Origin of the sequence: Proteus appendicitidis (genome assembly GCF_030271835.1) — a bacterium.
GTDB classification, from domain to species: Bacteria; Pseudomonadota; Gammaproteobacteria; order Enterobacterales; family Enterobacteriaceae; genus Proteus; species Proteus appendicitidis.
The window spans coordinates 2,090,620-2,115,523 of the sequence record NZ_CP127389.1 but is presented as its reverse complement, the minus strand read 5'-3'; the positions used below and the strand labels follow the sequence as shown (position 1 = coordinate 2,115,523).

The window sequence follows — 24,904 nt, the reverse complement described above, 5'->3', positions numbered from 1 at the left end:
TTTATTTAAGTCTAATAATTTAAAAGTTAAAAGTTAAAAGTTAAAAGTTAAAAGTTAAAAATAGAAATAGAAATAGAAATAAAAAACAAAGCTGGAATACCAGCTTTGTTGATTTTTAAGATCTTAATCTACAGCAACATCACTATAAATAACATCAAATGATAAGCTAGATCTTACTAAACCTGGAGTTGCATCTAATCCATTTGGTTTCATATAATTCACTTCAAATAAAAAATCTGCAGTCTTAGCATCTTTATCAATATTTAAATTAAATGCTTTAGGTCTTTCATTACTTAATTCAATAATATTTTTATCTGCATCAAAAATGGCAATATCAACATTGCTGCCATTGTCTGCTTGATTTTTTAATAATTTTTTTGTTTGTTTTGGGATTTTTAACTGAATATTAGCAAGACTCTCATTACAATTGGAAAATTGAATGACAAGCGGTTGGGCATCTGTTTTTGCTATATGGTCATCGCCAAAATGACTTGCTTGGACTGGCGGTAATTCAACAGGTTGTATATCTTGTAATTGGCAAGTAGGGGCCGCTGTAACAGAACCATTAATTGTAATTGTGCCTACGTTTTTCTCTGTATATTCAACTGCATTTGATTGTGTGGATAAAAAAGCTGTAGATAAAATGAGTATGGAGAGTAAATTCTTTTTCATTTAAAATTCCATTTATTTATTGAATTAATAAAATTATTTAATTGTTTCTATATTAATTGAAACAATTAAATGTTATTAATTTGCTTTTTATAAATCAAATTGATTTTTTATTGATATATTTATCATTAATATGAATCAAAAAATAAATAATAAAAAATGGCTATAAAAATAATTTTTATTTAGCTATTGATTCGAAAGTTTGATTAATTTTGGTGTTTTTCTCTATCAAGGTGTTTTAATTATAAATTAATAGCGTGTTTTTTATAAAAGAAGAATTGATATGAAAATAGTGCGGGTAAATATAGATATAAAAAAAGCACCAGAGTGAGGTGCTTTTAAAGAGAAATACTAATTATTATTTTACTATAATGCTTCTTTTATTAACGATAGCATCAATTTCTTTTTGTGCTTGCAGGTGAGATTGCTGTGCGTATTCTTCACCATATGCTGTACCTTCAGCCATAATAAACTGTACGTCATTGATACCGATAAAAGCTAAAAACTGTGTTAGGAATGGAACAATAAGATCAGATGGCTGATCTTTATGAACACCACCACGACTGGTTAATACAACTGCTTGTTTATTTTCAAGTAAGCCAATAGCACCCGCTTCAGTATATGTAAATGTTTCACCCGCACGAGCAATAAAATCAATATAGTGCTTTAATTGGGCCGAAACTGAAAAGTTATACATTGGTGCAGCAATGACTATCACATCGTGAGCTTTTAATTCACGGATTAATTCATCTGATAATGCTCGGGCTGTTTTTTGTTCATCCGATAACATTGCTGTCTCTTTACCAAACGCAAATAGCGTAGCTTGATCTAAAGCAGGTACAGGATCTTTAGCAAGATCACGCACTGTAATTAAGTCATCTTTATGATTACTTTGCCAATTTTCAATTAAGTAATCGGTCATTTTATTACTGTGTGAATAGCTATCTAAAATGCTAGATTTCAGTACAAGGATCTTTTTCATTATTTTCTCGTGGTCTATAAAGTGTTCTATTTATTTAAATTTATTAGTTAATCGTAGTTTACTCTATCTTTAAATTATCACATCACAATCCTTTGAATATGCTATTCAAAATTATTGATTATATGAAATCATATACTAAGAATTTTAATCAAGCCTTTATGTGCCAATAGTCTGTTGTGATATCATACGGCCATTAGTTTTGATTAGAATAACCTCAAAAAGGATAATAAAAGGTGACATTATCATCTGCCACGCTCTATCAAGAAATAGAGCAATTATCGCTGCGGGAGCAGCAGCGATTAAGAAAACGTCTACGTGGCGTCGCTAAAATTAATAATGAAGAGTCTAAACAAGCGGTATTAAGTGCAATTAAAGACGATATTACAACAGCACAACAGATGATAATTCGCCGTCGTGCCAATTGTCCTGAAATTACTTACCCAGAAAACCTTCCTGTTAGCCAAAAGAAAGATGCCATTTATAATGCAATACGCGATAACCAAGTTGTTATTATTGCGGGGGAAACTGGCTCAGGTAAAACAACGCAGATCCCTAAAATTTGCCTTGAATTAGGAAGAGGGATCAAGGGTTTTATTGGCCACACTCAGCCTCGTCGTTTAGCTGCACGTTCAGTGGCTGAACGTATCGCTCATGAATTAAAAAGCACGTTAGGAGAATCTGTAGGTTATAAGGTTCGCTTTAGTGATCATGTTGGTGATAATACCCTCGTTAAGCTAATGACAGACGGTATTTTATTGGCTGAATTACAGCAAGATAAACTGCTATTACAATATGACACCATCATTATTGATGAAGCCCATGAACGTAGCTTAAATATCGACTTTATTCTTGGTTATTTAAAGCAGCTATTACCTAAGCGCCCTGATTTAAAAGTCATTATTACTTCTGCAACCATTGATCCTGAACGTTTTTCCAAACATTTCAATCAAGCGCCTATCATTGAAGTTTCAGGTCGAACTTATCCTGTTGAAGTGAGATATCGTCCTATTGGTGGTGACGAACTTGATAATGATAAGGATATGACAGATGGCATTGTTGATGCTATTGATGAATTAAGCAGAGAAAGTGCGGGTGATATTCTTATTTTTATGAGCGGTGAGCGAGAAATTCGCGATACTGCTGATGCGCTGAATAAACTACAACTTCGCCATACTGAAGTATTGCCTTTATTTGCCCGTTTATCTAACAGTGAACAAAATCGAATTTTTCATCCTCATAACGGCAGGCGTATTATTTTAGCCACTAACGTTGCCGAAACTTCATTAACTGTACCAGGCATTAAGTACGTTATTGATACCGGTTTTGCACGTATTAGTCGTTATAGTTATCGAACTAAAGTACAACGACTTCCAATAGAACCTATTTCTCAAGCTTCAGCAAATCAGAGAAAAGGGCGTTGTGGCCGTGTTTCTGATGGTATTTGTATTCGTCTTTATTCAGAAGATGATTTTATTTCTCGTTCTGAATTTACTGATCCTGAAATATTAAGAACTAACCTTGCATCGGTTATTTTGCAAATGACATCGATAGGGTTGGGGGATATTAGTGCTTTCCCATTTGTACAGCCACCGGATAAACGCAATATTCAAGATGGTGTGCGTTTATTAGAAGAACTAGGCGCGTTACAAAATGAAACCGATCACAATGGTGCTTATCGTTTAACCCCAATGGGGAAACAACTTGCTCAACTTCCTATCGATCCTCGTTTGGCGAGAATGGTACTTGAAGCGCGTAAATATGGTGCAGTAAAAGAATTGATGGTTATTACATCTGCACTTTCAATTCAAGATCCGCGCGAAAGACCGATGGATAAACAGCAAGCTTCTGATGAAAAACATCGTCGCTTCCAAGATAAAGATTCTGATTTCTTGTCTTTTTTAAATATGTGGGATTATTTAAAAACTCAACAAAAAGAGTTGAGTCATTCTCAATTTAGAAAGCTGTGTCGGCAAGAGTTTTTAAACTTTATGCGTGTTCGAGAGTGGCAAGATGTTTATACGCAATTACGACAAGTTGTTAAAGAACTCGGCTTTCCTGTTAACAGTGAACCTGCCGATTTTAGAAGCGTCCATGTTGCGTTATTAAGTGGTTTATTGTCGCATATTGGACAAAAAGATGCTGATAAACAAGAGTTTACTGGGGCGCGAAATGCGCGCTTTTCTATTTATCCGGGGTCTGGTTTATTTAAAAAACCACCAAAATGGACAATGGTCGCTGAACTGGTCGAAACCTCTCGTTTATGGGGGCGAATTGCAGCACGCGTAGAGCCAGAATGGATTGAACCTATAGCTGAACATTTAGTGAAACATCACTATAGCGAGCCACATTGGTCAAAAGCGCAAGGCGCTGTAATGGCTAATGAAAAAGTTACGCTATATGGTTTACCTATTGTTGCCTCTCGACCTATTAATTATAGCCAAATTGATCCGTTATTATGCCGGGAGCTTTTTATTCGCCATGCGTTAGTAGAAGGTGATTGGCAAACTCGTCATGCATTTTTCCGTGAAAATTTAAAATTACGGACTGAAGTGGAAGAGTTAGAGCATAAATCTCGTCGTCGTGACATTCTTGTTGATGATGAAACAATGTTTACTTTCTACGATCAACGAATACCACAAGACGTTGTTTCATCACGTCATTTTGATAAATGGTGGAAAGAAGCACAAAAAGCATCACCGGATCTGCTTAACTTTGAAAAGAGCATGCTTATCAAAGATGATGCTAAGCGTGTGAGTGCATTAGATTATCCAAATTATTGGCATCAAGATAATTTAAAATTGCGCTTAACTTATCAATTTGAACCGGGTACAGCGGCTGATGGTGTCACTGTTCATATTCCATTACCGATTTTAAATCAGGTAAAAGAGGAAGGTTTTGATTGGCAAATTCCGGGCATTCGCCATGAATTGATAGTGGCTTTAATTAAGTCATTACCAAAACCTATTCGTCGTAATTTTGTCCCAGCACCTAATTATGCCTCTGCTTTTTTAGAGCGCGTACCTCAAGTTGAAGGTAGCTTACTCGATAAACTCGAAAATGAATTACGCCGTATGACAGGCGTGACTGTTGATAGAGAGAGTTGGCAACTAGACCAAGTTGCTGATCACTTAAAAATGACATTCCGTGTTGTTGGCGATAAAAATAAAACACTGGCAGAAAGTAAAGATCTCAATAAATTAAAAGAGAACTTAAAGGAAAAAGTGCAAGAAACATTATCAGCAGTCGCTGATGATGGCATTGAACAACAAGATTTACATATTTGGAGTTTTGGAGATTTGCCTCAGCGTTATGAGCAAAAACGCGGTGGCTATTCAGTGAAAGCTTATCCGGCACTCGTTGATGAAAAAAACAGTGTGAGTATTAAGCTTTTTGAAACCGAATCTGAACAACAAACTTCCATGTGGGAAGGCGTAAGACGCTTATTGTTATTAAATATTCCGTCACCGATAAAATACCTACATGAGAAATTACCTAACAAAGCAAAACTGGGTCTTTACTTTAACCCTTATGGCAAAGTGTTAGAGCTGATTGATGATTGTATTGCTTGTGGTGTTGATAAACTTATGGCTTCTTATGGTGGTTTAATTTGGCAAGAAGGCGAATATCAAAAACTGCAAGAATATGTCAGAGCTGAGTTAAATGATGCTGTGGTTGAAATAGCAAAACAAGTTGAAGCGATTTTAACTCAAGTATTTGCTATCAATAAGCGTCTAAAAGGGCGGGTGGATATTAGTGTTGCTTTTGCATTATCTGATATTAAAGCCCAACTTGGTCAGTTAGTTTTTCCTGGTTTTGTGACTTCGCATGGATGGAAACGTCTTGCGGATATTCCTCGTTATTTGAGTGCAATTGAAAAACGAATGGAAAAATTGGCCATTGATCCTAATCGTGATCGCGCTCAAATGAGCCGAGTTGAAAATGTTATTCAGCAGTGGCAACAGTGGTTAGGTAAGTTAACAGAGAAACAAAAGCAGCAAGAAGAAGTGCAAAATATTCGTTGGATGATAGAGGAGCTTAGAGTAAGCCTGTTTGCTCAACAGATAGGTACACCATATCCAATATCAGACAAACGTATATTACAGGCGATGGAACAAGTCAGTTTTAACTAATTTAATCGTGACATATATAGACCCACGGGAACTTATGCTTCTTGTGGGTTTTTTATTGTATAGCGAATAAATAGCTACCTATAAATTAGTTACAACATACAATATATTTCTTGCTTTATAAGCACCTAACCATCGATGTTAAAAATCACTGCTTAGCAGAAAAAATTTTTGACTTAAGTGGAATTTATTTAAGTGAAATTTGTTTTGAAGAGAAGTTAGGAAGAGAAGAAGAGAGTAAAAAAAAGAGGTACTGTTTTTCCAGTACCTCTCAGATTGTCTTTAGGATATAGCTAAATAACCTAACGCAGGAATAGCGCCAAATAAGACAAGCGCCAACAGAATTTTTTCACTTAACAATAGTGGCTTTTTATCTTTATATTGTTTTCGGGTGTATAAAAATATCAGGATACCAGGTGCATAAAGTACAACAGAGAGTAATAAGTTAATAACACCTGATGCATAAAGTAGCCATAAGCCATATAGACTTGCAGGTATAGCTATTAATAATAAAGCACGACTACTGCGTGCAATTGCGACTTTAAATAAAAATGCACCAACAAGAAAGTAAGGAACAAGGATCATCTCTGATGCAATGGTCAGCAATGTATTGTAGTTACTTCCCGTCAACCAAATTAAAACTAAAGAGAATTGGACTGCACAGTTGGTAAACCATAATGAAGATGAAGGCGCATCATTTTTATTCTGCTTTCCTAATTGTTTAGGGAAAGAATGATGTAGTGCGGCAATATAAGGCACTTCTGCTGCCATAATTGTCCAACTTAAATAAGCACCACATACAGAGAGAATAAGACCCGCTGCAATAATTATCTCGCCTATGCTACCAATAAGTTGAACAAGTAATGGTGCCATTGACGGGTTTTTCATCGCCGCCAATTCAGCTTGGCTAACTAAACCTTGCGATAATAAAGTGACAAGAATATAGATAATTAATGCGATGACAACAGCAAGTACAGTTGCTAAACCAACATCACGACGATTTTTAGCTCTTGCGGAAACTACGACCGCGCCTTCAATACCAATAAATACCCACAGTGTAATCAGCATGGTATTTTTGACTTGATCCCAAACAGGAACACCCAAATTTACACCTTTAAAATCAAGGGTAAATATATCCATATTGAAAGCTAATAGGGCGACAATAACAAATAATCCTAAAGGAAGAAGTTTTGCCATTGTCGCCATTAAATTAATGCTAGCTGCAGTTTGCACACCACGCAATACAAGAAAATGGACAACCCAAAGTAAGATTGATTCTCCAATTAATGCCTGCCATGTATTCCCATCACCAAAAATAACGTTCTCTGGTGTATCTGTAAAAAAACTAAAGGCAGCAAAAACAATAACAAGATAAGAAACGTTAGCAACAACAGCGCAGACCCAATAACCCCACGCTGAACAAAAACCAATGAATTCGCCAAATCCTTCTTTCGCGTAGGTAAAAATACCACCATCAAGATCAGGTCGCAGGCGAGAGAGGAGTAATAAAGATGTAGCAAGAAAGAGAATACCAATGCCGGTTATCACCCAACCAATAATTAATGCGGCAGGGCTAGCAACTTCGGCCATATTTTGAGGCAAACTGAATACACCTGCACCAACCATTGAGCTTAATACTAAAGCGGTGAGTGATATTAAGCCAAGTTTCTTATTCAAGGATAATTACCTACGTGATTAAAATTGTAAATAAATAGCGTATTTTCTTATTTTTTGGTCAGTAAATAGAATAAATATGAATATCTCAAATTTAAATAAAGATAAAAACACTAAAAAACAGCGAGATTTTACGGAGAGTTGACTTGGTTGTCTATGCATTAAATCATAAAAATTATGCAGTTTTTGTAAAGCGGGGTTGGTTTGATGATATTTTGAGTAAAAAAAACCTCGCATTAGCAAGGTTTTTTTAATTAGAAAGTTTTATTACTTGAATAGGTCAGCGGTAATAGTGACTGTACCACCATCACTTTGCCATTCATTTGTAATATGGTAGTACTTGGCACCTTTTGCTGCCGCACGTTTAGCAACCTGATAAGAAATTTCTGGTGAGTTTACAAAGTATCCGCTAAATGTAATGGTATCAAACGGGTCCATTAATGCAGCTGCTGCTTTGTTAACTTCTTGGATTTCAGTACCATCAGGTAATGTGACAGTGTAACGACCACTAGCACCTGAAGTTTGTGTATCAGCAAATGTTCCTACACTTCTATCAAAATCAGTGTTTGATGCAAGACCTGGTTTCTCAACTTTATTGGCAGCGGCTCCGCCTTCTGCAATAAGTGCGCGACCTGCATCTGAATCATAAGGAACGACAGCCTCTGGTGCTTGAATTGCACGTTTAGGCGCATCTTTTTTGTAGATATAAGCTGTTACTTCTTGGTTACCACCATCATTTGTTGATACGTTACGAACAATAAAGAATGATGCTGCACCTTTTTTAGCTGCCGCTTTTGCAATTGCGTCGTTAATATCAGGGGTTGTAGGGTAGTAACCACGGATAGAAACGGTATCAAATGGTTGTAGCAGAATTGCTTCAGGTTTTGGTAGTTCTTTCACGCCATGAAAGACGCGATAGTTTTCTTTATCTGCTTTTGGTGCATCTTTATGGTATAGATCAGCAGTAACACTCATGTTGCCGCTATCACTAATATCATCTAGACCTTGAATATAGAAACTATCAGCACCGACTTTATCCGCACGACGAGAGACCGCATCAGCGGCTTCATAAATAGCGTTAAAACGACCGATAACTGTAATTCTTTCAAATGGTTTTAGTTCTGCAGCTTGTTCGGGTGTTAATTCCTGAGCAGCCTGCGCAACAGTGATATTAGTTAAAGACAACATCGCTGCTGCGATGACTGAGGTTTTCAGCTTCATACAAAATCCTTCCGCCTTGCGCAATTAATATTGGTCATGTGCTGAACGTAGTGGTTTATCACATAGGGATTAATTATTACATGTAATAATAGCATTTGTCGCATTATTTTATTTAGTGAGTCACCACAGAGTCAAATGACCAGTATATGTTACCAGATATTTACCTGAATATAGTGAATAATTCATAAATATGCCTTTTCGACTAAAATGATCTAATTAAGTTCAATTTTAGCTTTACACAGATATAGATTATTGGTTTTATTTTCAGTAGGTTATTAGAACTCCGATTAATAGCATGCATATTATTATTTTTAACATTTTTTTTGCATGAATGTGAAGTTAACGGAGAAATTTTAACAGAACGCTATGGATAAGAAGGGAAAATTATGCGAATTGGTATACCCAAAGAGCGACTTTCTAATGAAACAAGAGTTGCAGCTACACCCGCTACGGTGACTCAACTCATAAAATTAGGATTTACAGTCGCAGTTGAAAATGGTGCAGGCGTTGCCTCAAGCTTTGAAGATAAAGCTTATCAGGAAGCCGGTGCCGAGATCCTCTCTCTTCAAAATGTTTGGGAATCAGACATTATTTTGAAGGTAAATGCACCACTGGATAATGAAATTGCGTTGCTACAAGATGGCGCAACATTAGTGAGTTTTATTTGGCCAGCTCAAAATGCGGCATTACTCGAAAAGTTAGCTGAAAAGAATATTAACGTGATGGCAATGGATAGTGTGCCACGTATTTCTCGTGCACAATCTCTTGATGCGTTAAGTTCAATGGCAAACATCGCTGGTTACCGCGCTGTTGTAGAAGCTGCCCATGAATTCGGAAGATTCTTTACTGGGCAAATCACTGCCGCAGGTAAAGTGCCACCAGCTAAAGTTATGGTTATTGGTGCTGGTGTTGCAGGTCTTGCAGCGATTGGTGCCGCAGGAAGCCTTGGTGCAATTGTTCGTGCATTCGATACTCGTCCTGAAGTTAAAGAGCAAGTTCAAAGCATGGGCGCTGAATTCCTAGAGCTTGATTTTAAAGAAGAAGCAGGCAGTGGTGATGGCTATGCTAAGGTAATGTCAAAAGCATTTATTGATGCTGAAATGGCATTATTTGCAGAACAAGCAAAAGATGTGGATATCATCATTACAACGGCATTAATTCCAGGAAAACCAGCGCCTCGTTTAATTACGAAAGAGATGGTCGATTCAATGAAGCCGGGAAGTGTTGTAGTAGACCTTGCGGCTCAAAATGGTGGTAACTGTGAATATACCGTGCCTAATGAAGTCTTTACGACAGAACATGGTGTAAAAATCATTGGTTATACTGATTTAGCGGCTCGTTTACCGGCACAGTCATCTCAACTTTATGGTACTAACTTAGTTAACCTATTGAAATTATTGTGTAAAGAAAAAGACGGTAATATCAATATTGATTTTGATGATGTTGTTATTCGTGGTGTGACTGTGATTCGTGCTGGTGAAGTCACATGGCCTGCGCCACCAATTCAAGTCTCAGCACAACCTAAGGCCGCACCTGCTGCAAAACCACAAGAAAAACCCGTTGCTAAACCGGTTTCACCTTGGAAGAAATACAGTTTATTAGCGATAGCCTTTTTATTGTTTGCATGGCTTGCAAATGTTGCACCGAAAGAGTTTTTATCTCACTTTACGGTATTCGCACTTTCTTGTGTTGTAGGTTATTACGTTGTTTGGAATGTAAGCCATTCATTGCACACGCCATTAATGTCAGTGACTAATGCAATTTCGGGCATTATCGTCGTCGGTGCTTTACTCCAAATTGGTAGCGGTGGCTGGGTTAGCCTATTTTCATTTATCGCAATATTGATTGCGAGTATTAATATTTTTGGTGGATTTACTGTTACTCAACGTATGTTGAAAATGTTCCGTAAAGGATAAGGGAGACAATTATGTCCAGCGGAGTTGTTACAGCGGCATATATTGTCGCCGCGATATTATTTATTTTCAGCCTTGCCGGCTTATCAAAGCATGAAACCTCTAAACAAGGTAACTATTTTGGTATTGCAGGGATGGCAATTGCCTTGTTCGCAACCATTTTCGGGCCTTATGCTGGCAATGTGGGTTGGATCATTATTGCAATGGTAATCGGTGCCGTTATTGGTATCCGTTTAGCTAAAAAAGTCGAAATGACTCAAATGCCAGAATTGGTCGCAATCTTACACAGCTTTGTAGGTTTAGCGGCAGTTTTAGTGGGCTTTAACAGTTATCTTGACCACAATACAGCAATGGACCCTGTCATGGTGAATATTCACCTAACAGAAGTCTTTTTAGGGATCTTCATTGGTGCTGTTACATTTACAGGTTCAATTGTCGCTTATGGTAAATTAAGCGGAAAAATGTCCTCTAAACCGATGATGTTACCTAATCGTCATAAATTAAACCTTGCTGCTTTAGTGGTTTCTTTTTTATTGATGGTTTGGTTTGTTAAAACTGACAGCGTTGGTTTACAAGTTTTCTTAATCATCATCATGACAGTGATTGCCTTGGCATTTGGTTGGCATTTAGTTGCTTCAATTGGTGGCGCAGATATGCCAGTTGTTGTTTCGATGCTGAACTCTTACTCTGGATGGGCAGCTGCCGCAGCTGGTTTTATGTTAAGCAATGACTTGTTAATTGTAACGGGTGCATTAGTGGGTTCTTCAGGTGCTATCCTTTCTTATATTATGTGTAAGGCGATGAATCGTTCTTTTATTAGCGTAATCGCAGGTGGATTTGGTACTGATGGCTCAGCTTCAACAGAAGAAGGTGAAATGGGTGAGTACCGCGAAACAACCGCTGAAGAAGTGGCTGATATGCTGAAAAACTCAACCTCTGTCATTATCACTCCAGGTTATGGATTAGCGGTTGCTCAAGCACAATACCCTGTACATGATATTACTGAAAAATTACGCCAACGTGGTGTGAAAGTGCGTTTTGGTATTCATCCAGTCGCAGGGCGTTTACCGGGTCATATGAATGTGTTGTTAGCAGAAGCTAAAGTGCCTTATGACGTTGTATTAGAAATGGATGAAATCAATGATGATTTCTCTGACACTGATACAGTCTTAGTTATTGGCGCTAACGATACAGTAAACCCAGCGGCACAAGATGATCCAAATAGCCCAATTGCAGGTATGCCAGTATTAGAAGTGTGGAAAGCGCAGAATGTTATTGTGTTTAAACGCTCAATGAATACCGGTTATGCAGGGGTGCAAAATCCACTGTTCTTTAAAGAGAATACACAAATGTTGTTTGGCGATGCTAAAGCCAGTGTGGATGCCATTTTAAAAGCACTGTAATAGATACAGATAGCGAATAGTACAAAGCCAGTCAAAATTTGACTGGCTTTTTGTATATAGAGCAATAAGTTTAAATAAGTTTAATCGTGATCACTATCAACAGTAATAGGGCAGGTAAAGCCATCTGGCTTAATGGCTAGTAAATCACATTTGAGATGATCAATGAGCTGTTCTGCAGTATTTCCTAAGAAGGCGGCAGAAAGACCAGTCCTGCCTAAAATACCCAAAACAACAATACCCGCATTTAACTCTTCACACACTTGAGGGATCACTTGCTCTGGCAATCCTTCTTTAACATGTGTTTTCTCTTCAGGGATAGAGAATTTCTGGCGCAACTCTTTCATCGCAATAAGATGCTGACCACGTAATGCAGTGTTATAAAGATTTGGATCAAAATCAGGTAGCTCAATTGCAATATTAATAGGCGCAACAGGATAGGCGCTAAGCAAATGGACATCAGGATTTTTTTGTATGCGATGAGATAAGTCAGTTGTTAGCTCAATCAGTTTGAGATTAAGAGCATCATGATAAGATTCTTCATTCGATAAATTTGCGGCGACAACGATAGTACCGTATTCAGGCCACTCTTTATCTTTGACCATCCAAACAGGGCAAGGGCATTTTCTAAGCAATTGCCAATCCAGAGGAGTAAAAATGAGTGAACCTAATTTATCATGTTGGTGAGCCATTTTTATGAGTAAGTCATGTTGATGTGCAACAACTTCTTCAATAATGGCTTCATAGGGGCGATTATGCCAAATGACTTTTATATCAATCTCTATGCCCGCTTCAAGGTAATAGCGCGCTTGTTGTTTGATCCAAGCAGCCTTTTGACTGATAACACCTTTACGCATTGCATTACGTTCATCGGGAGATAAAAGGGTTGTCATGTCATAAGAGAGATCATAAACAGGTAGAAAAGCTTTTATCCGCCCACCATTACGCTGAACGATATAGACAGCACGGCGAAGTGCTGGTTGGTCATCTTGGTTAGGATCAATGACAACGAGAAGGTTTTGATATTTTTCCATTGTAATATCCTCTTTAGGGCTGGATTTATCCATCTACAATTTAAAGATAACCCAAGAAGATAAAATGCAATAGCACAAAATAGAAAACGGGGCACAAATTTGTGTGCCCCGTTATAAAATTAGCGTGTGAAATGTAACAGATTAAACTTCAACTGATGAAGGAAGTTTGCCTGCAAGTTCACTTAACAGTGTACTATCTTCGATAGTAATGTATTTGCCTTTAACGCTCAACATACCGCTTTTTTGGAAGCGGCCCAGCAAGCGACTAATTGTTTCGACGGTTAAACCCAAGTAATTACCAATATCACCACGAGTCATGGTTAAACGGAATTCACGAGGAGAAAAACCACGCTGTGCGAAACGGCGTGAGAGGTTATAAATAAAAGCAGCCAGACGCTCTTCTGCATTCTTTTTCGATAGCAGTAAGATCATTTCTTGGTCACCTTTGATTTCACCACTCATTAGGCGCATCATTTGTTGACGTAAGTTAGGCATTTTGCCTGACAGATCATCCAAAGTTTCAAATGGAATTTCACAAACCATCGATGTTTCTAAAGCTTGTGCGAAACTTGGGTGTTCAGTATTAATAATGGCGTCAAAGCCAACCAAATCACCAGCAAGATGAAATCCTGTTATTTGCTCGTCGCCTTCTTCCGTGATGGTATAACTTTTAATTGTACCAGAACGTATGGCATAAAGTGATTTCAGCTCATCACCTGCTTTAAACAAGGTTTGACCTTTCTGGATGGGCTTTTTACGCTCGATAATATTATCGAGTTGATCAAGCTCATGCTCGTTTAAAGTAAACGGGATGCAGAGCTGGCTAATACTGCAATCCTGACAATGGATTGCACAACCGCCAGATTGGATTCGGCGAACGACGCGTTTTTCTGGGATCATAAGCTTGCTCATTACAAATAAAAATATTGATATGCGTCAATTTTAACACATACTGCAGTAATTAGTAAGGGGAATAACGATACGTGTGGAAATAATTCTGAATGTAACAAAACATGTATCTTGATAAAAACAATGTTTTGCTTAAAGGTCTATTTAGAACAATTTGCGCTAACCCAATACTCAATTGGTATATTATTCGATTTTCTAACGAAGTCATAGTGCTATTACTAAATTATCCTTGTCAAAAGCCAAAAATGAAGAGGCGCTTCAATATTTTTTACCTTTATATTGACATTTTATTTACGGCTCTACCTTAAATTCGTGTTTTTTATACATAACTCTTTATTTTTATAACAAAAAATTAGGTAAAGTTAACGAGGTGTATTTTTGATACAACTTAATGCTACCTTGAATTAGCTTTTCCTTATAAAAAGTGGGGGATCTGCAAAGAAGTGTGGAATATTGAAACATTCTATTACCTCTTTAGTGGTATTGATATACATCAATGAGGGTTTACCACTATATCCTATCATTTTCACTGATGAGCGTTGTTATGTGAGAATGATAAGATAATGAAAAAAATAGAAAAAAGTGAAAAAAATAGAGGGGAGATGTCGCTAAGTCGTCGCCACTTTGTTCAAACGAGTGCTGCATTAGTTACTGTGCCATTTTTCGCACGAAATGCACAAGCTAATGCAGATAAAAGTTTGCCAATTGCAAAAATGGAAGGAAACCCAGCTACCGTTGTAACGACATGTAGTACTTTTGACTGCGGTGGAAAGTGTGATATACGAGCCAATATTAAAGAAGGGATTGTCACTCGGATCACAACAAGACCTGATAATGAATTAGATGAAACGATGCCTATTATGAGAGCGTGCGTGCGTGGCAGAGGTTATCGTAAATTTTCTTATCATGCTGACAGACTAAAATACCCAATGAAACGTGTGGGCAAACGTGGTGAGGGTAAATTTGAACGTATTTCATGGGATGAAGCGACAACACTTATTGCAGAAAATATTACGCGTTTAACTGAAAAACATGGTGCAGCAAGTCGCTTTTTAACCGTCAATACCGCTGTAACAGGGGGGATCTTCTCTGGTGATACCATGATGAAGAAACTCTTCAATTTAACTGGTGGATACTTACCTTATTATCATTCTGTTAGTTTAGGGAATACGGTCAAAGTGACCCCTTATACTTACGGCATATCTAAAACAGGCAGTTCACTCGATACACTTGAAGATACACCACTCGTGATTTTATGGGGTCATAACCCCAATGAAACTATTTTTGGTCACACAAACCATTATTTTCAGAAAATGAAAAATAAGGGTACTAAGTTTATTGTGGTCGATCCTCGTTATTCAGATACGGCACAGTCTCTTGCTGATCAATGGGTTCCTCTTTTACCGACAACAGATAATGCCTTAATGGATGCAATGATGTATGTCATTGTCACCGAAAATCTTCATGACAAACCTTTTATTGATAAATATGTCATTGGTTTTGATGAAGAGCATATGCCTGAAGGTGTTCCTGCTAATGAGTCCTTGGTTGCTTATTTAACAGGTCAAAAAGATGGAATAGAAAAAACGCCTGAATGGGCAGAAAAAATCACTCGAGCGCCCGCAAATACTATTCGTCAACTCGCACGCGAATATGCCATGACAAAACCCGCGGCTCTTATTCAAGGCTGGGGACCTCAACGCCATATTTGTGGTGAGCGTAGCGCTCGAGGTTCGACATTATTGGCCGCGATCACCGGGAATGTAGGTAAAAAAGGGGCATGGGCGGCTGGTTATGGTGGTATTGGTAATCGTCAATCTCTGCGTGGCCCTAATGTTGGAAAGAACCCAATCAAAGCCCAAATTTCCATTATGAACTGGATGCAAGCAGTTGATGATGCAAGCCAAATACGTGTTGAAGATGGTCTTTTAGGTGTTGATAAACTCGATACTAATATCAAAATGATATTTTCTTTAGCCGGCAACTATTTAGTTAACCAGAACCCAGATGTAAATGCAGCGGCTAAATTATTAGCAGATGATTCAAAAGTTGAATTTATTGTTGCTAGTGACCTATATCTCTCTCCATCTGCAAGATATGCCGATCTTGTTTTACCTGAAACCAGTTTTCTAGAGCGTTGGAACATTGGTAATACATGGGGTACGGGTAACTATTTTCTTCTGTCCGAAAAAGTGGTAGAGCCGGCTTTTGAGCGTCGCTCTGATTATGAGTGGATAACAGACGTAGCAGAAAAAATGGGCGTAAAAGAGGCATTTACTGAAGGTCGAAGTGAAAAAGAGTGGATTGCTCATCTTGTTGATACCAATAAAGCGCGTTTTCAAGATAGACCTGACTTCCCTAATTTTGACGAGCTGGTAAAAACACGTCGTTATCTTTTCAAAGATGAGCCTTTTGTCGCCTTTGAAGAAAACATCAATGATTTTGCGAGTAACCCATTCCCAACACCATCAGGAAAAATTGAGATTTTCTCTAAGCGCCTTTATGACATGAATGATCAGGATATTCCTGCTTTATCTCATTATGTTCCAGCGATTGAAGGCCCTGAAGATAAATTAACAGCAACGTATCCATTACAAATGCTAACTTGGAAAGGAAAAAACCGGGCAAATTCAACACAATATGCCAATCCGTGGTTACAAGAAGTACAACGTCAAGAAGTATGGATAAACCCAATTGATGCTGAAAATAGAGGTATCAAAAATGGTGATATGGTGCGTGTCTATAACGACAGAGGAATAACTCAAATCCCTGCATTAGTAACACAACGCATTATTCCTGGTGTGGTTGGATTGCAAGCGGGCGCATGGTGGATGCCTGATGAAAATGGCGTTGATCATGGTGGATGCCCTAATGTTTTAACATCAACACGAATGACACCATTAGCACATGGTAACTCGCATTTAACCGTTTTAGTTGAGGTAACCAAAGCATGAGTGACTTTAAAGAATATGCACCAGTGAGTGATGAACAGCTCGGTTTCTTTATTGATTCCTCTCGTTGCTCTGGTTGTAAAGCTTGCCAAGTGGCATGCAAAGACAAAAATAATTTAGAAGTAGGACGTCGTTTTCGCCGTATTTATGAAGTAAAAGGTGGCGGTTTTGCACCAACAGGACAAGGCGGTTTCGTTAATAATGTTTTTGCTTATACATTAACCCTATCTTGTAACCACTGCGATTCACCCGTTTGCGTGAAAAACTGCCCGACTACTGCAATGCATAAGCGTGAAGGTGATGGTATTGTCCGTGTCGATACCTCTAAATGCGTAGGTTGTGGTTACTGCGCTTGGTCATGCCCTTACGGCGCACCACAAATGAATGAAGAAACTGGGCAGATGTCAAAATGCGATTTTTGTATCGATTTGTTAGCAGAAGGCAAAAATCCAATTTGTGTTGATACCTGTCCACTAAATGCGATTAAGTTTGGCAAAATTAAAGATCTCAGGGCGAAATATGGGCATTTAAACCAAGTTCAAGGATTGCCTGATTTTACGATGACAAACCCGAATTTAGTTATCAAACCTCATATGGGTGCGACGAAAAAGGGAGGAGTTCAAGCATGAGTGAATGGCCATTAGTTACCTTTACTTTATTCGTCCAAAGTTCTGTGGGTGTGACTATTTTCACCGCACTTTATTTTTGCTGGTTAGAAAAAGCAATTGGTAATCAAAGAGCAACCGTTGCTATGCGTCCTGTATTATTAACAGGTGCTATTTTAGGTTGCTTGGGATTATTAGCTTCAACATTACACATGGGATACCCATGGAATGCTTTTCATGCATTACGCCATATATCTTCATCATGGCTAAGTCGTGAAATCATATTTGCTGCAGTTTATCTTGGTGCATTATGCCTTTATACCTTAGTTGTTTTGATAAAAGGGCATATGAATAAAACCATACTGGCAATTATTGGTTTGCTTGGCATCATCGATATATTCTGTATGGCATCACTGTATTACAACACCTCAATGCTGACATGGATGCACGCAAATACCTATTTTATGTTTATAGGAGCATTATTTGCAGCTGGCTCGGTTATTGCACTATCAATAACGGCATTTCGTGTTAAAGCATTTGTGAATGATGAGTTAGCAAAAAGAATTGTAATAAGTGCATTAGTGGTTGTTTTTCTTGCTGTAACATTACGTATGGCTGTACAGCCGTTCTATTTGGAATGGATGTCAGCAGTCATTTCAACAAATGATGCAATAACGTTCCCTCATACGCCTATCATTGCGTATAATGAAACATTCGGATTAAGAATATCTGCATGGCTTATGTCAGTTCTTGGTATTTTAATGATGGGATACAGTGTATGGAAATATCGTAATGCTGTATTTACTTCAGGATTGCGTATGGTGTTAGCAAGTAGCGCAATAATACTGATTGCAGAAATTCTTAATCGTTTTGCATTCTTTATTGTTAAGTAGTGGAGTAGTGATGTATGAGGCGTTTTATTAAGGTGGAGCTTCCTCCTGAACCGATTATTAATGATAAATGTGTTAGAAAACGCCTCAAGCAAAGCCTATGTGATAGTTGCTCCAAAGTTTGCCCTGTGGGCGCTATCACTTTTGCTCACTTAGATGTAAAAATAGACAATGAACGCTGTTTTCAATGTGGTAATTGTCTATTTACTTGTCCCGTTGACGCGATAGAAAATATCGCGCCCCACGAAAGAACACACCAAGATAATTACCTTGTTGTTAATCATGATGAACCGTTAGCAAGTACAGAAGAATTATTAGTGTGGCACCGCCAATATCAAATTAGAGGAATGAAGATAACGCAACCTTTAGTGGATAAATGGCTTCCTGTTTTAGCAAACTTAAATCTTCAATTAAAAACATTACAAGAGCCTATTTGGCAATTAATAATCACTGAACCTACGGATATTGATAGCGGGCGTCGCTTTATGCTTTTTCGTCAAAAACTAGATGAAAAGCCACTCAATAAAAATCAAGTAAGAACAGGATTAAATGCAAGAAAACAACTTTATCCTGAAGATAGTTGGTTTCAAATTCAGTTAGACAAAGACAGTTGTATTCTTTGCTCTGCCTGCGCCAAAGTGTGTGATGAAGGTGCGATTAAACTTGAAAATAATATATTCATGCTTGATGAAAAGCGTTGTACTGGTTGCATGAGTTGTGAAGTGGTTTGTTTTCCTAAATCTATTCATGTTAATAAACACGTTGCTAAAAATAACGAACCAACACACTACCATTATTATGATGCCCACTGTGAAAAATGCCGTTTAGCCTTCTTATCTTGGAGTCCAGAAGCAAAATTGTGCCCGATTTGCATACAACATCAGAAGCAAGGTTGGTTATAATCTCTCTCAATTACACTTAAGTTACTTATTGCTTAATAAACTCTCATCCTTATAAAAAAAGAGATAGGATGTTGATTTTGTTTATTTATCATTAAATTCCGAGAGTGACCAAATAAAATGGGAGTATATGATGAAAGCAACTGTTTTACCTGCGGAAATGTTAGAAATTGCCATTACAGAGCCAGGTGGTATAGATAAGTTACAACCTCAACTATCACCGATACCGTTACTTCCTCCACATTATCTTTTGATCAAAGTTGCAGCTTCTGGTGTTAATCGCCCGGATATTTTTCAACGCCAAGGCAGTTATCCGCCACCAGCAGATGCTTCACCTATTCCAGGTCTTGAAGTTGCCGGAGAGGTTGTCGCATTAGGGGAAGGCTGCACTAAATGGCAATTGGGAGATAGAGTCTGTGCTTTAGTTGCTGGTGGTGGTTACGCTCAATATTGTATTGCCCATGAGGACATAGCATTACCGTCAATGAATTTAACGGACATTGAAGCCGCGGCATTGCCTGAGAATTTATTTACTGTTTGGGCTAATTTATTCCAGTTAGGAAAACTAAAACAAGGTGAATCTGTTCTTATTCATGGCGGAACATCGGGAATTGGATCAACTGCCATCATGCTTGCTCACACAATTGGTGCGACAGTTTATACAACGGTTGGCTCTGAAGAAAAAGCTACCGTGGCTCGCGCGCTCGGCGCTGATTATGTCATCAATTACAAACAAGCCGATTTTGCTAAAGAAATTCCTATATTAACTGAAGGGAAAGGCGTTGATGTTATTCTTGATATTATTGGTGGGGATTACGTAGAAAAAAATTATCAAGTTGCCAGCAAGTTTGGGCGCGTTATACAAGTGGGTATGATGAAAGGAATGCCTAAAAATTTAAATATGATGCCAATGATGATTAAGCGTTTAATTCATACTGGTTCCACGATGCGATCTCGCTCAATAGAAGAGAAGGCGCAAATAGCACAAGAATTAAAACAGCAAGTGTGGCCACTTATTGCTGAAGGAAAAATTAAACCAATCATTAATGCTATTTTTCCATTAAAAGAAGTAGGGAAAGCACATCAGTTAATGGAGTCCGGTGATTTAATTGGTAAGGTGATGCTTGAAATCCCATCTTATAACGGAAAAGAGTAAAAATAAGAGTGCTTAAAACTTATTTGATATAAGAGGTAAGCACTTCTTTTCCTTTCTAAAAAGCGAATATTCCGAAAAATACATACTAAATATTTTATGTGTTTTTTATGTATTGAAGGAAAAATGAATAACATTTAAATAAATAAATTTTTATTTTAGATAAGTAATTTAATATCTATTCTTTTTTATAGATGTTAAGCGATAGAAATATTCATTGATTCTGATTAAGGTAGGTTTAAGTATTGACCTTGGCAAAAATAATATCATATTTACAGAAATATAACTTAAATCAAAATTGATAGTGAATTTAAGAAACTAACAAATAAAGCTAAATCATTTATCATTAAGATATCATTTGCTTAAATCAAATTAGAAAAATATTAACTGATATCAATAAAATAAAGAAGATTCTTACTCATCATGTGGTATATCATTTGAATAAAGATTAAGTATCGACGATTAATAAACACAAATTTCATTAAAACAGATAATAAAAATTTATATATAGGTGCGATGATGGCAAATCACAAACAAACCTGTCTGAGTGCTGCAGAGCGTGTATACCATACCCGAACCATTGATACTCTTACATGTTATCATCGAGAGATGGCAAAAATACTAATGAATAGTGAGTATTCTTTTCCTAAAGCAAATAAAATGAAAAGAAATAATAGCGAGAGTTTAGACGCTAAAATAAAAAGTAACGCTATTGAAAAAAAAGCAGTAGATAATGCTTATGAAAGTATTTTAGAGACTTTAAAACAGCAAAATAATTATAATCAATCTGATATTGAACCTTATTTTTCCCATCATCATTCACAAGTGATGCAATTGGCGAAATTCGGTTATCTTTCTGCATTAGCATACAACTCGGATAATGTTTTTAATAACCATTCCCCCTTACTAAAAGAACAAGAAAAGAAAATTACAGATGATCTCTGTAAATTAATCGGTTTCTCATCAAAAGATGCATTTGGTCATATCACAACAAGCCATACTCTTGCTTGCTATGAAATATTATGGGCGCTTAGAAATTTAAAAACATTACCAATGGCAATTGCTCGTCATCCAAAATCACGAGATTTGGTTGCAGATAAAAAAGCCTTTGAGTTATTTAATATGTCTGTCACAGATATTTTAGCCATAAGCGAACAACTCAATGAGCGCGGGATTTTTGATGATGTAAGTCATTTAACATGCCGAGGAACGGGCATGACAAAAACAATGCATTTAGGAAAACTGCTTGTTCCTGTTTCCCGTTTTGAATTTTGGAAAAAAGCAATGGATATACTTGGGTTGGGATATGACAACCTTATTGCATTGCCTATTGATGAAACATTTAAAACCGATATTGAAAAAACACGCAGTATTGTTTTTCGCCTGATTGAACAAGGTGAGCCTATTCTTGGGGTTATAGGAATATTAGGCGCACCGTCTTATGGTTGTGTTGATAAGTTAAAACCACTTTTTGAGCTAAGAAAAGAGTGTGAGGAAAAATACAACAATTCATTTTATATCCATATTGATGCATCGCAATTTGGTTATATGAAAAGCTTATTTCTTGATGATAATTATGAAATTATCCCTTATCAGATTTTGTGTGAAAAATTAAAGAAAGAAGCCCCATTACTTGAATTAACATCCGAAATATATGAAAGCATTACACAGCTTTCTCTCGCTGATTCAGTCTCTTTTGAACCGTTTCAAGCTGGATTTTCACCATATCCAACAGGTGTAGTCTGTATTAAAGATGCGCGTATTAGTCGCTTTTTAACAAATCCCCCTAGATTATGCCCAGAGCAAGCAGACGATGTTCCGGAAATTGATGGTATTCAATCTGCACCAGCAGTGGCGTCTATGTGGAGTGTGCATCAACTCTATCCTTTTACTTCATCTGGATATGGGAAATATGCACAAATTCAATGGGAAACGCGTATCAAACTTGAGCAGTTTTTTAATCAAGCCGCAGCTTTCGAAAAAGAAGGTGAGCGCTATTATATTCGTATTTTATCTGCATCTGACTTTAATAAACTAAATTTTGCGATAGTAAAGAAAGGAAATAAGGACTTAGAAACGCAAAATGATCTTAATAAAACAATCTATGAAAACTTGGTTATAAAAAGTCATCATAAACAAGATTTAAGTTTATTAACGCTTTGCGCTCGTAATAGTGATGATGCACCAGCGCAGTTTTGTTCTGAGTGTGGTTTTGATAGCAATGAGTGGGAAACCATCAAACACTTAAATTTGTTGCAGCTTACTATAAAAAGTACTGAGGTCTGTGATGAACAACAAATTGAAGCTGGATATCAATATATTAAGAAAGTGGTTTTATCCGCATTAGACCAGTAGCGATATCGCTTTTTTGTGATATTTCCTACAATTAAAATAAATTTTGTTAAAAAGCGAAGTAGTGGGTTGTTACTCATTATCTTCGCTTTTTTTAAAATGAATTTAAGGTGACGTTGTCACTTATTGCATTATAAAACCGTATGACTTTTTGTGTGTATTTTAATCTAAAGGTGCCTGTTTTGTATTCTTCTTTATTATTTATTTTCTTTTATTTTCATTGATAGCACATAAAAGCAAGCTAGAGAATGATAATCATTCATAATTAAGCCCAGATTTGAAAAAATTAATCATAGATAAATCATATTGTTAATAAGTGAGTCGATTTAAATGTGCATTTAGATATATCTAAAACTTGATTGTTTAGATATATCGGATTATATTGCACTACATGATTTCGATATATCTAAAACAATGAGGGAATATTTATGATGATTCGAGCATTAAACTCACTTTATCAACAGCGTGCTGAAGATGGCGAACATGGTAGTCATGGACATGGTCACGGAAGAGGTCGCTGTGGTGGTAAAGGTAAACATAGTCGTCACCAAGAAAATCATGGCGAGCATTGCTGTCATGGTGAACATGGTCACGGACACGAAGGTCATGGCGAATGCCGCCATGGTGAACATGGTCATGGACACGAAGGTCATGGCGAATGCCGCCATGGTGAACATGGTCACGGGCACGAAGGTCGTGGTGAATGCTGCCATGGTGAACATGGTCGCGGACACGAAGGCCGTGGCGAATGTCGTCATGGTGAACATGGTTCTGGCGAGCACGGAAACCAACGTGGCCGTGGGTGCGGTGGCAGAGGTAAAGGTCAAGGTCGCCAGTTAAAACGTATGTTTGATCATGGTGATTTACGCGTTCTGTTACTTAGCATGATCTCGAAAAAACCAAGTCATGGCTATGAAATTATCAAAGAAATAGATGAGGCTTCTTCAGGATTATATGTACCTAGCCCTGGTGTTATTTATCCAACGCTAACACTACTTGAAGAGCAAGATCTATTAGTTGCTACGATTGCTGAAAAAGGTCGTAAAAGCTACAGCATTACATCTGAAGGCACTGCATTTTTAGCAGAACATCAAGATATAGATGCCAATATTCAAAGAAAACTGGCTTATGCGAGAGATTTATCTCAAAACGCAGGTGGTGTTTCTGAGGAAATTGAATCTGCTGTTGGTAAATTAAAAGCAGTTTTACGCCATAAATTAGTGTTAAAAGAGCTTTCGGTGGAAAAAGCAGGACGTATTGCTTCTATTCTTAATGAAGCAGTTGAGAAAATTGAAGCTATCAATGAGGCATTGATCTCAGAGGAAAGGGAAGATGAATAAAACAGATACTCAGCTACAAAATTCAAGAAGAAATAATGAAATAGATAAAGATGATTTGGAAAATAATCCAGCAGTAAAAGAACAAATTTGTCCTAAAATGCCAGTTTCTTACTTTCGTAGAGCGTTACGTAAACCTGGCAGAATATGATAATGATGGACGGAGGTTATAATGACATGACCTCTGTCAATTCTTCTTCTTTCTCATCCTATTTACTCTCCCCACCGTATTAACACCTCTTTACAGTAAGTAAGGTTTCTAAATAATAGAAGCTAACAACACCGTGATAAAATTATTCTCTTCCAATCTTAACTATCATTTGCTTAGTTTATATTCCTCTTAATCAATAGCTTTATTTTCTTTCTATATTCTCTTTTTTGATGGTTATTTGTGTCGTTTTTCTTAGGTTATTGTACTAACCTCAAAAAAATCACAAATGGTTGTGGAAATGTTCCATATTAGCGATTATTTTATTTAGCGAGTGAAGCCATTATAAAATTTGAAAACTTAAACCAGAGATATGCTTGAAATAATAATAAATTAAATACTGAGTCAAAATAATAAACGTTTGTAAGTACTTAAACGAGAATAAGTACTTAAATAAGAAGAAGTACTTAGGTGAGAATTAGTACCTTCATTCAAACGTAGCCTTACTTATGAAGCAGGAAGCTACCCGCATAAGTAATGGCAAAATGATCAGGTATCGGCTTATTTATTATTAAGAATAGAAATAATGATGCGAATAACCGATTGATATTTATAAAAATATTATCGAATAAAAATAACA

17 protein-coding genes are annotated in these 24,904 nt (G+C 37.1%); 11 read left to right on the top strand and 6 right to left on the bottom strand.

What is annotated here, in order from left to right; genetic code table 11:
• Positions 1-123 precede the first annotated feature (123 nt).
• Complete coding sequence (locus tag QQS39_RS09875) at positions 124-672, bottom strand: fimbrial protein (RefSeq protein WP_285804427.1); 549 nt, start codon at positions 670-672, stop codon at positions 124-126.
• Between the two features lie 355 nt (positions 673-1,027).
• Positions 1,028-1,651: an FMN-dependent NADH-azoreductase gene (locus QQS39_RS09870; protein WP_285804426.1), complete on the bottom strand. Its 624-nt coding sequence runs from the start codon at positions 1,649-1,651 to the stop codon at positions 1,028-1,030.
• 233 nt (positions 1,652-1,884) lie between these two features.
• On the opposite strand from QQS39_RS09870, the gene hrpA reads away from it, so the two are divergent.
• A complete protein-coding gene (hrpA, locus tag QQS39_RS09865; protein ID WP_285804425.1) occupies positions 1,885-5,781 on the top strand; it encodes an ATP-dependent RNA helicase HrpA in 3,897 nt (1,298 codons plus the stop codon).
• A gap of 279 nt (positions 5,782-6,060) precedes the next feature.
• Here hrpA and QQS39_RS09860 read toward each other — a convergent pair whose 3' ends face one another.
• Together QQS39_RS09860 and ydgH are read right to left on the bottom strand one after the other, a co-directional pair.
• The gene (locus QQS39_RS09860) at positions 6,061-7,455 is read right to left on the bottom strand and encodes a basic amino acid/polyamine antiporter (RefSeq protein WP_151435226.1); all 1,395 of its coding nucleotides are present in this window, start codon (positions 7,453-7,455) and stop codon (positions 6,061-6,063) included.
• 264 nt (positions 7,456-7,719) lie between these two features.
• Positions 7,720-8,673 (bottom strand): DUF1471 family protein YdgH, encoded by a 954-nt coding sequence (gene ydgH / locus QQS39_RS09855; RefSeq protein ID WP_151435225.1) that lies wholly within the window; start codon positions 8,671-8,673, stop codon positions 7,720-7,722.
• Between the two features lie 386 nt (positions 8,674-9,059).
• Between ydgH and pntA the strand changes: the two genes are divergently transcribed.
• Together pntA and pntB are read left to right on the top strand one after the other, a co-directional pair.
• Positions 9,060-10,589, top strand: a complete 1,530-nt coding sequence (gene pntA / locus QQS39_RS09850; RefSeq protein ID WP_285804424.1) for a Re/Si-specific NAD(P)(+) transhydrogenase subunit alpha — start codon at positions 9,060-9,062, stop codon at positions 10,587-10,589.
• An 11-nt stretch (positions 10,590-10,600) separates the two neighbouring features.
• Positions 10,601-11,989 (top strand): Re/Si-specific NAD(P)(+) transhydrogenase subunit beta, encoded by a 1,389-nt coding sequence (gene pntB, locus QQS39_RS09845; RefSeq protein WP_109372271.1) that lies wholly within the window; start codon positions 10,601-10,603, stop codon positions 11,987-11,989.
• A gap of 80 nt (positions 11,990-12,069) precedes the next feature.
• Here the strand turns inward: pntB and uspE are convergent, their stop codons facing one another.
• Together uspE and fnr are read right to left on the bottom strand one after the other, a co-directional pair.
• The gene (gene uspE, locus QQS39_RS09840) at positions 12,070-13,020 is read right to left on the bottom strand and encodes a universal stress protein UspE (RefSeq protein WP_151435223.1); all 951 of its coding nucleotides are present in this window, start codon (positions 13,018-13,020) and stop codon (positions 12,070-12,072) included.
• 141 nt (positions 13,021-13,161) lie between these two features.
• Positions 13,162-13,920 (bottom strand): fumarate/nitrate reduction transcriptional regulator Fnr, encoded by a 759-nt coding sequence (gene fnr, locus QQS39_RS09835; RefSeq protein ID WP_036912995.1) that lies wholly within the window; start codon positions 13,918-13,920, stop codon positions 13,162-13,164.
• Between the two features lie 572 nt (positions 13,921-14,492).
• Here fnr and QQS39_RS09830 point away from each other — a divergent pair.
• From QQS39_RS09830 to QQS39_RS09795, 8 genes are all read left to right on the top strand, one after another.
• Positions 14,493-16,883: a DMSO/selenate family reductase complex A subunit gene (locus tag QQS39_RS09830; protein ID WP_285804423.1), complete on the top strand. Its 2,391-nt coding sequence runs from the start codon at positions 14,493-14,495 to the stop codon at positions 16,881-16,883.
• Positions 16,880-17,509 carry a DMSO/selenate family reductase complex B subunit gene (locus QQS39_RS09825; RefSeq protein WP_151435221.1) on the top strand — a complete coding sequence of 210 codons (630 nt, stop codon included), beginning with the start codon at positions 16,880-16,882 and terminating at the stop codon, positions 17,507-17,509. Before QQS39_RS09830 ends, QQS39_RS09825 begins: the two co-directional genes overlap by 4 nt.
• On the top strand, positions 17,506-18,378 hold the full coding sequence (locus QQS39_RS09820; protein ID WP_151435220.1) for a dimethyl sulfoxide reductase anchor subunit family protein: 873 nt from the start codon (positions 17,506-17,508) through the stop codon (positions 18,376-18,378). The genes QQS39_RS09825 and QQS39_RS09820 overlap by 4 nt, the downstream gene beginning before the upstream one ends.
• 14 nt (positions 18,379-18,392) lie before the next feature.
• Positions 18,393-19,277 (top strand): 4Fe-4S binding protein, encoded by an 885-nt coding sequence (locus QQS39_RS09815; protein ID WP_151435219.1) that lies wholly within the window; start codon positions 18,393-18,395, stop codon positions 19,275-19,277.
• A 127-nt stretch (positions 19,278-19,404) separates the two neighbouring features.
• A complete protein-coding gene (locus QQS39_RS09810) occupies positions 19,405-20,430 on the top strand; it encodes an NAD(P)H-quinone oxidoreductase (RefSeq protein ID WP_285804422.1) in 1,026 nt (341 codons plus the stop codon).
• A gap of 516 nt (positions 20,431-20,946) precedes the next feature.
• Positions 20,947-22,782: a tyrosine decarboxylase gene (locus QQS39_RS09805; protein ID WP_285804421.1), complete on the top strand. Its 1,836-nt coding sequence runs from the start codon at positions 20,947-20,949 to the stop codon at positions 22,780-22,782.
• A 425-nt stretch (positions 22,783-23,207) separates the two neighbouring features.
• A complete protein-coding gene (locus tag QQS39_RS09800) occupies positions 23,208-24,119 on the top strand; it encodes a PadR family transcriptional regulator (protein ID WP_285804420.1) in 912 nt (303 codons plus the stop codon).
• Entirely contained in the window at positions 24,112-24,267 is a 156-nt protein-coding gene (locus tag QQS39_RS09795) for a hypothetical protein (protein WP_164996164.1), read from the top strand. Before QQS39_RS09800 ends, QQS39_RS09795 begins: the two co-directional genes overlap by 8 nt.
• The last annotated feature ends 637 nt before the right edge of the window (positions 24,268-24,904 follow it).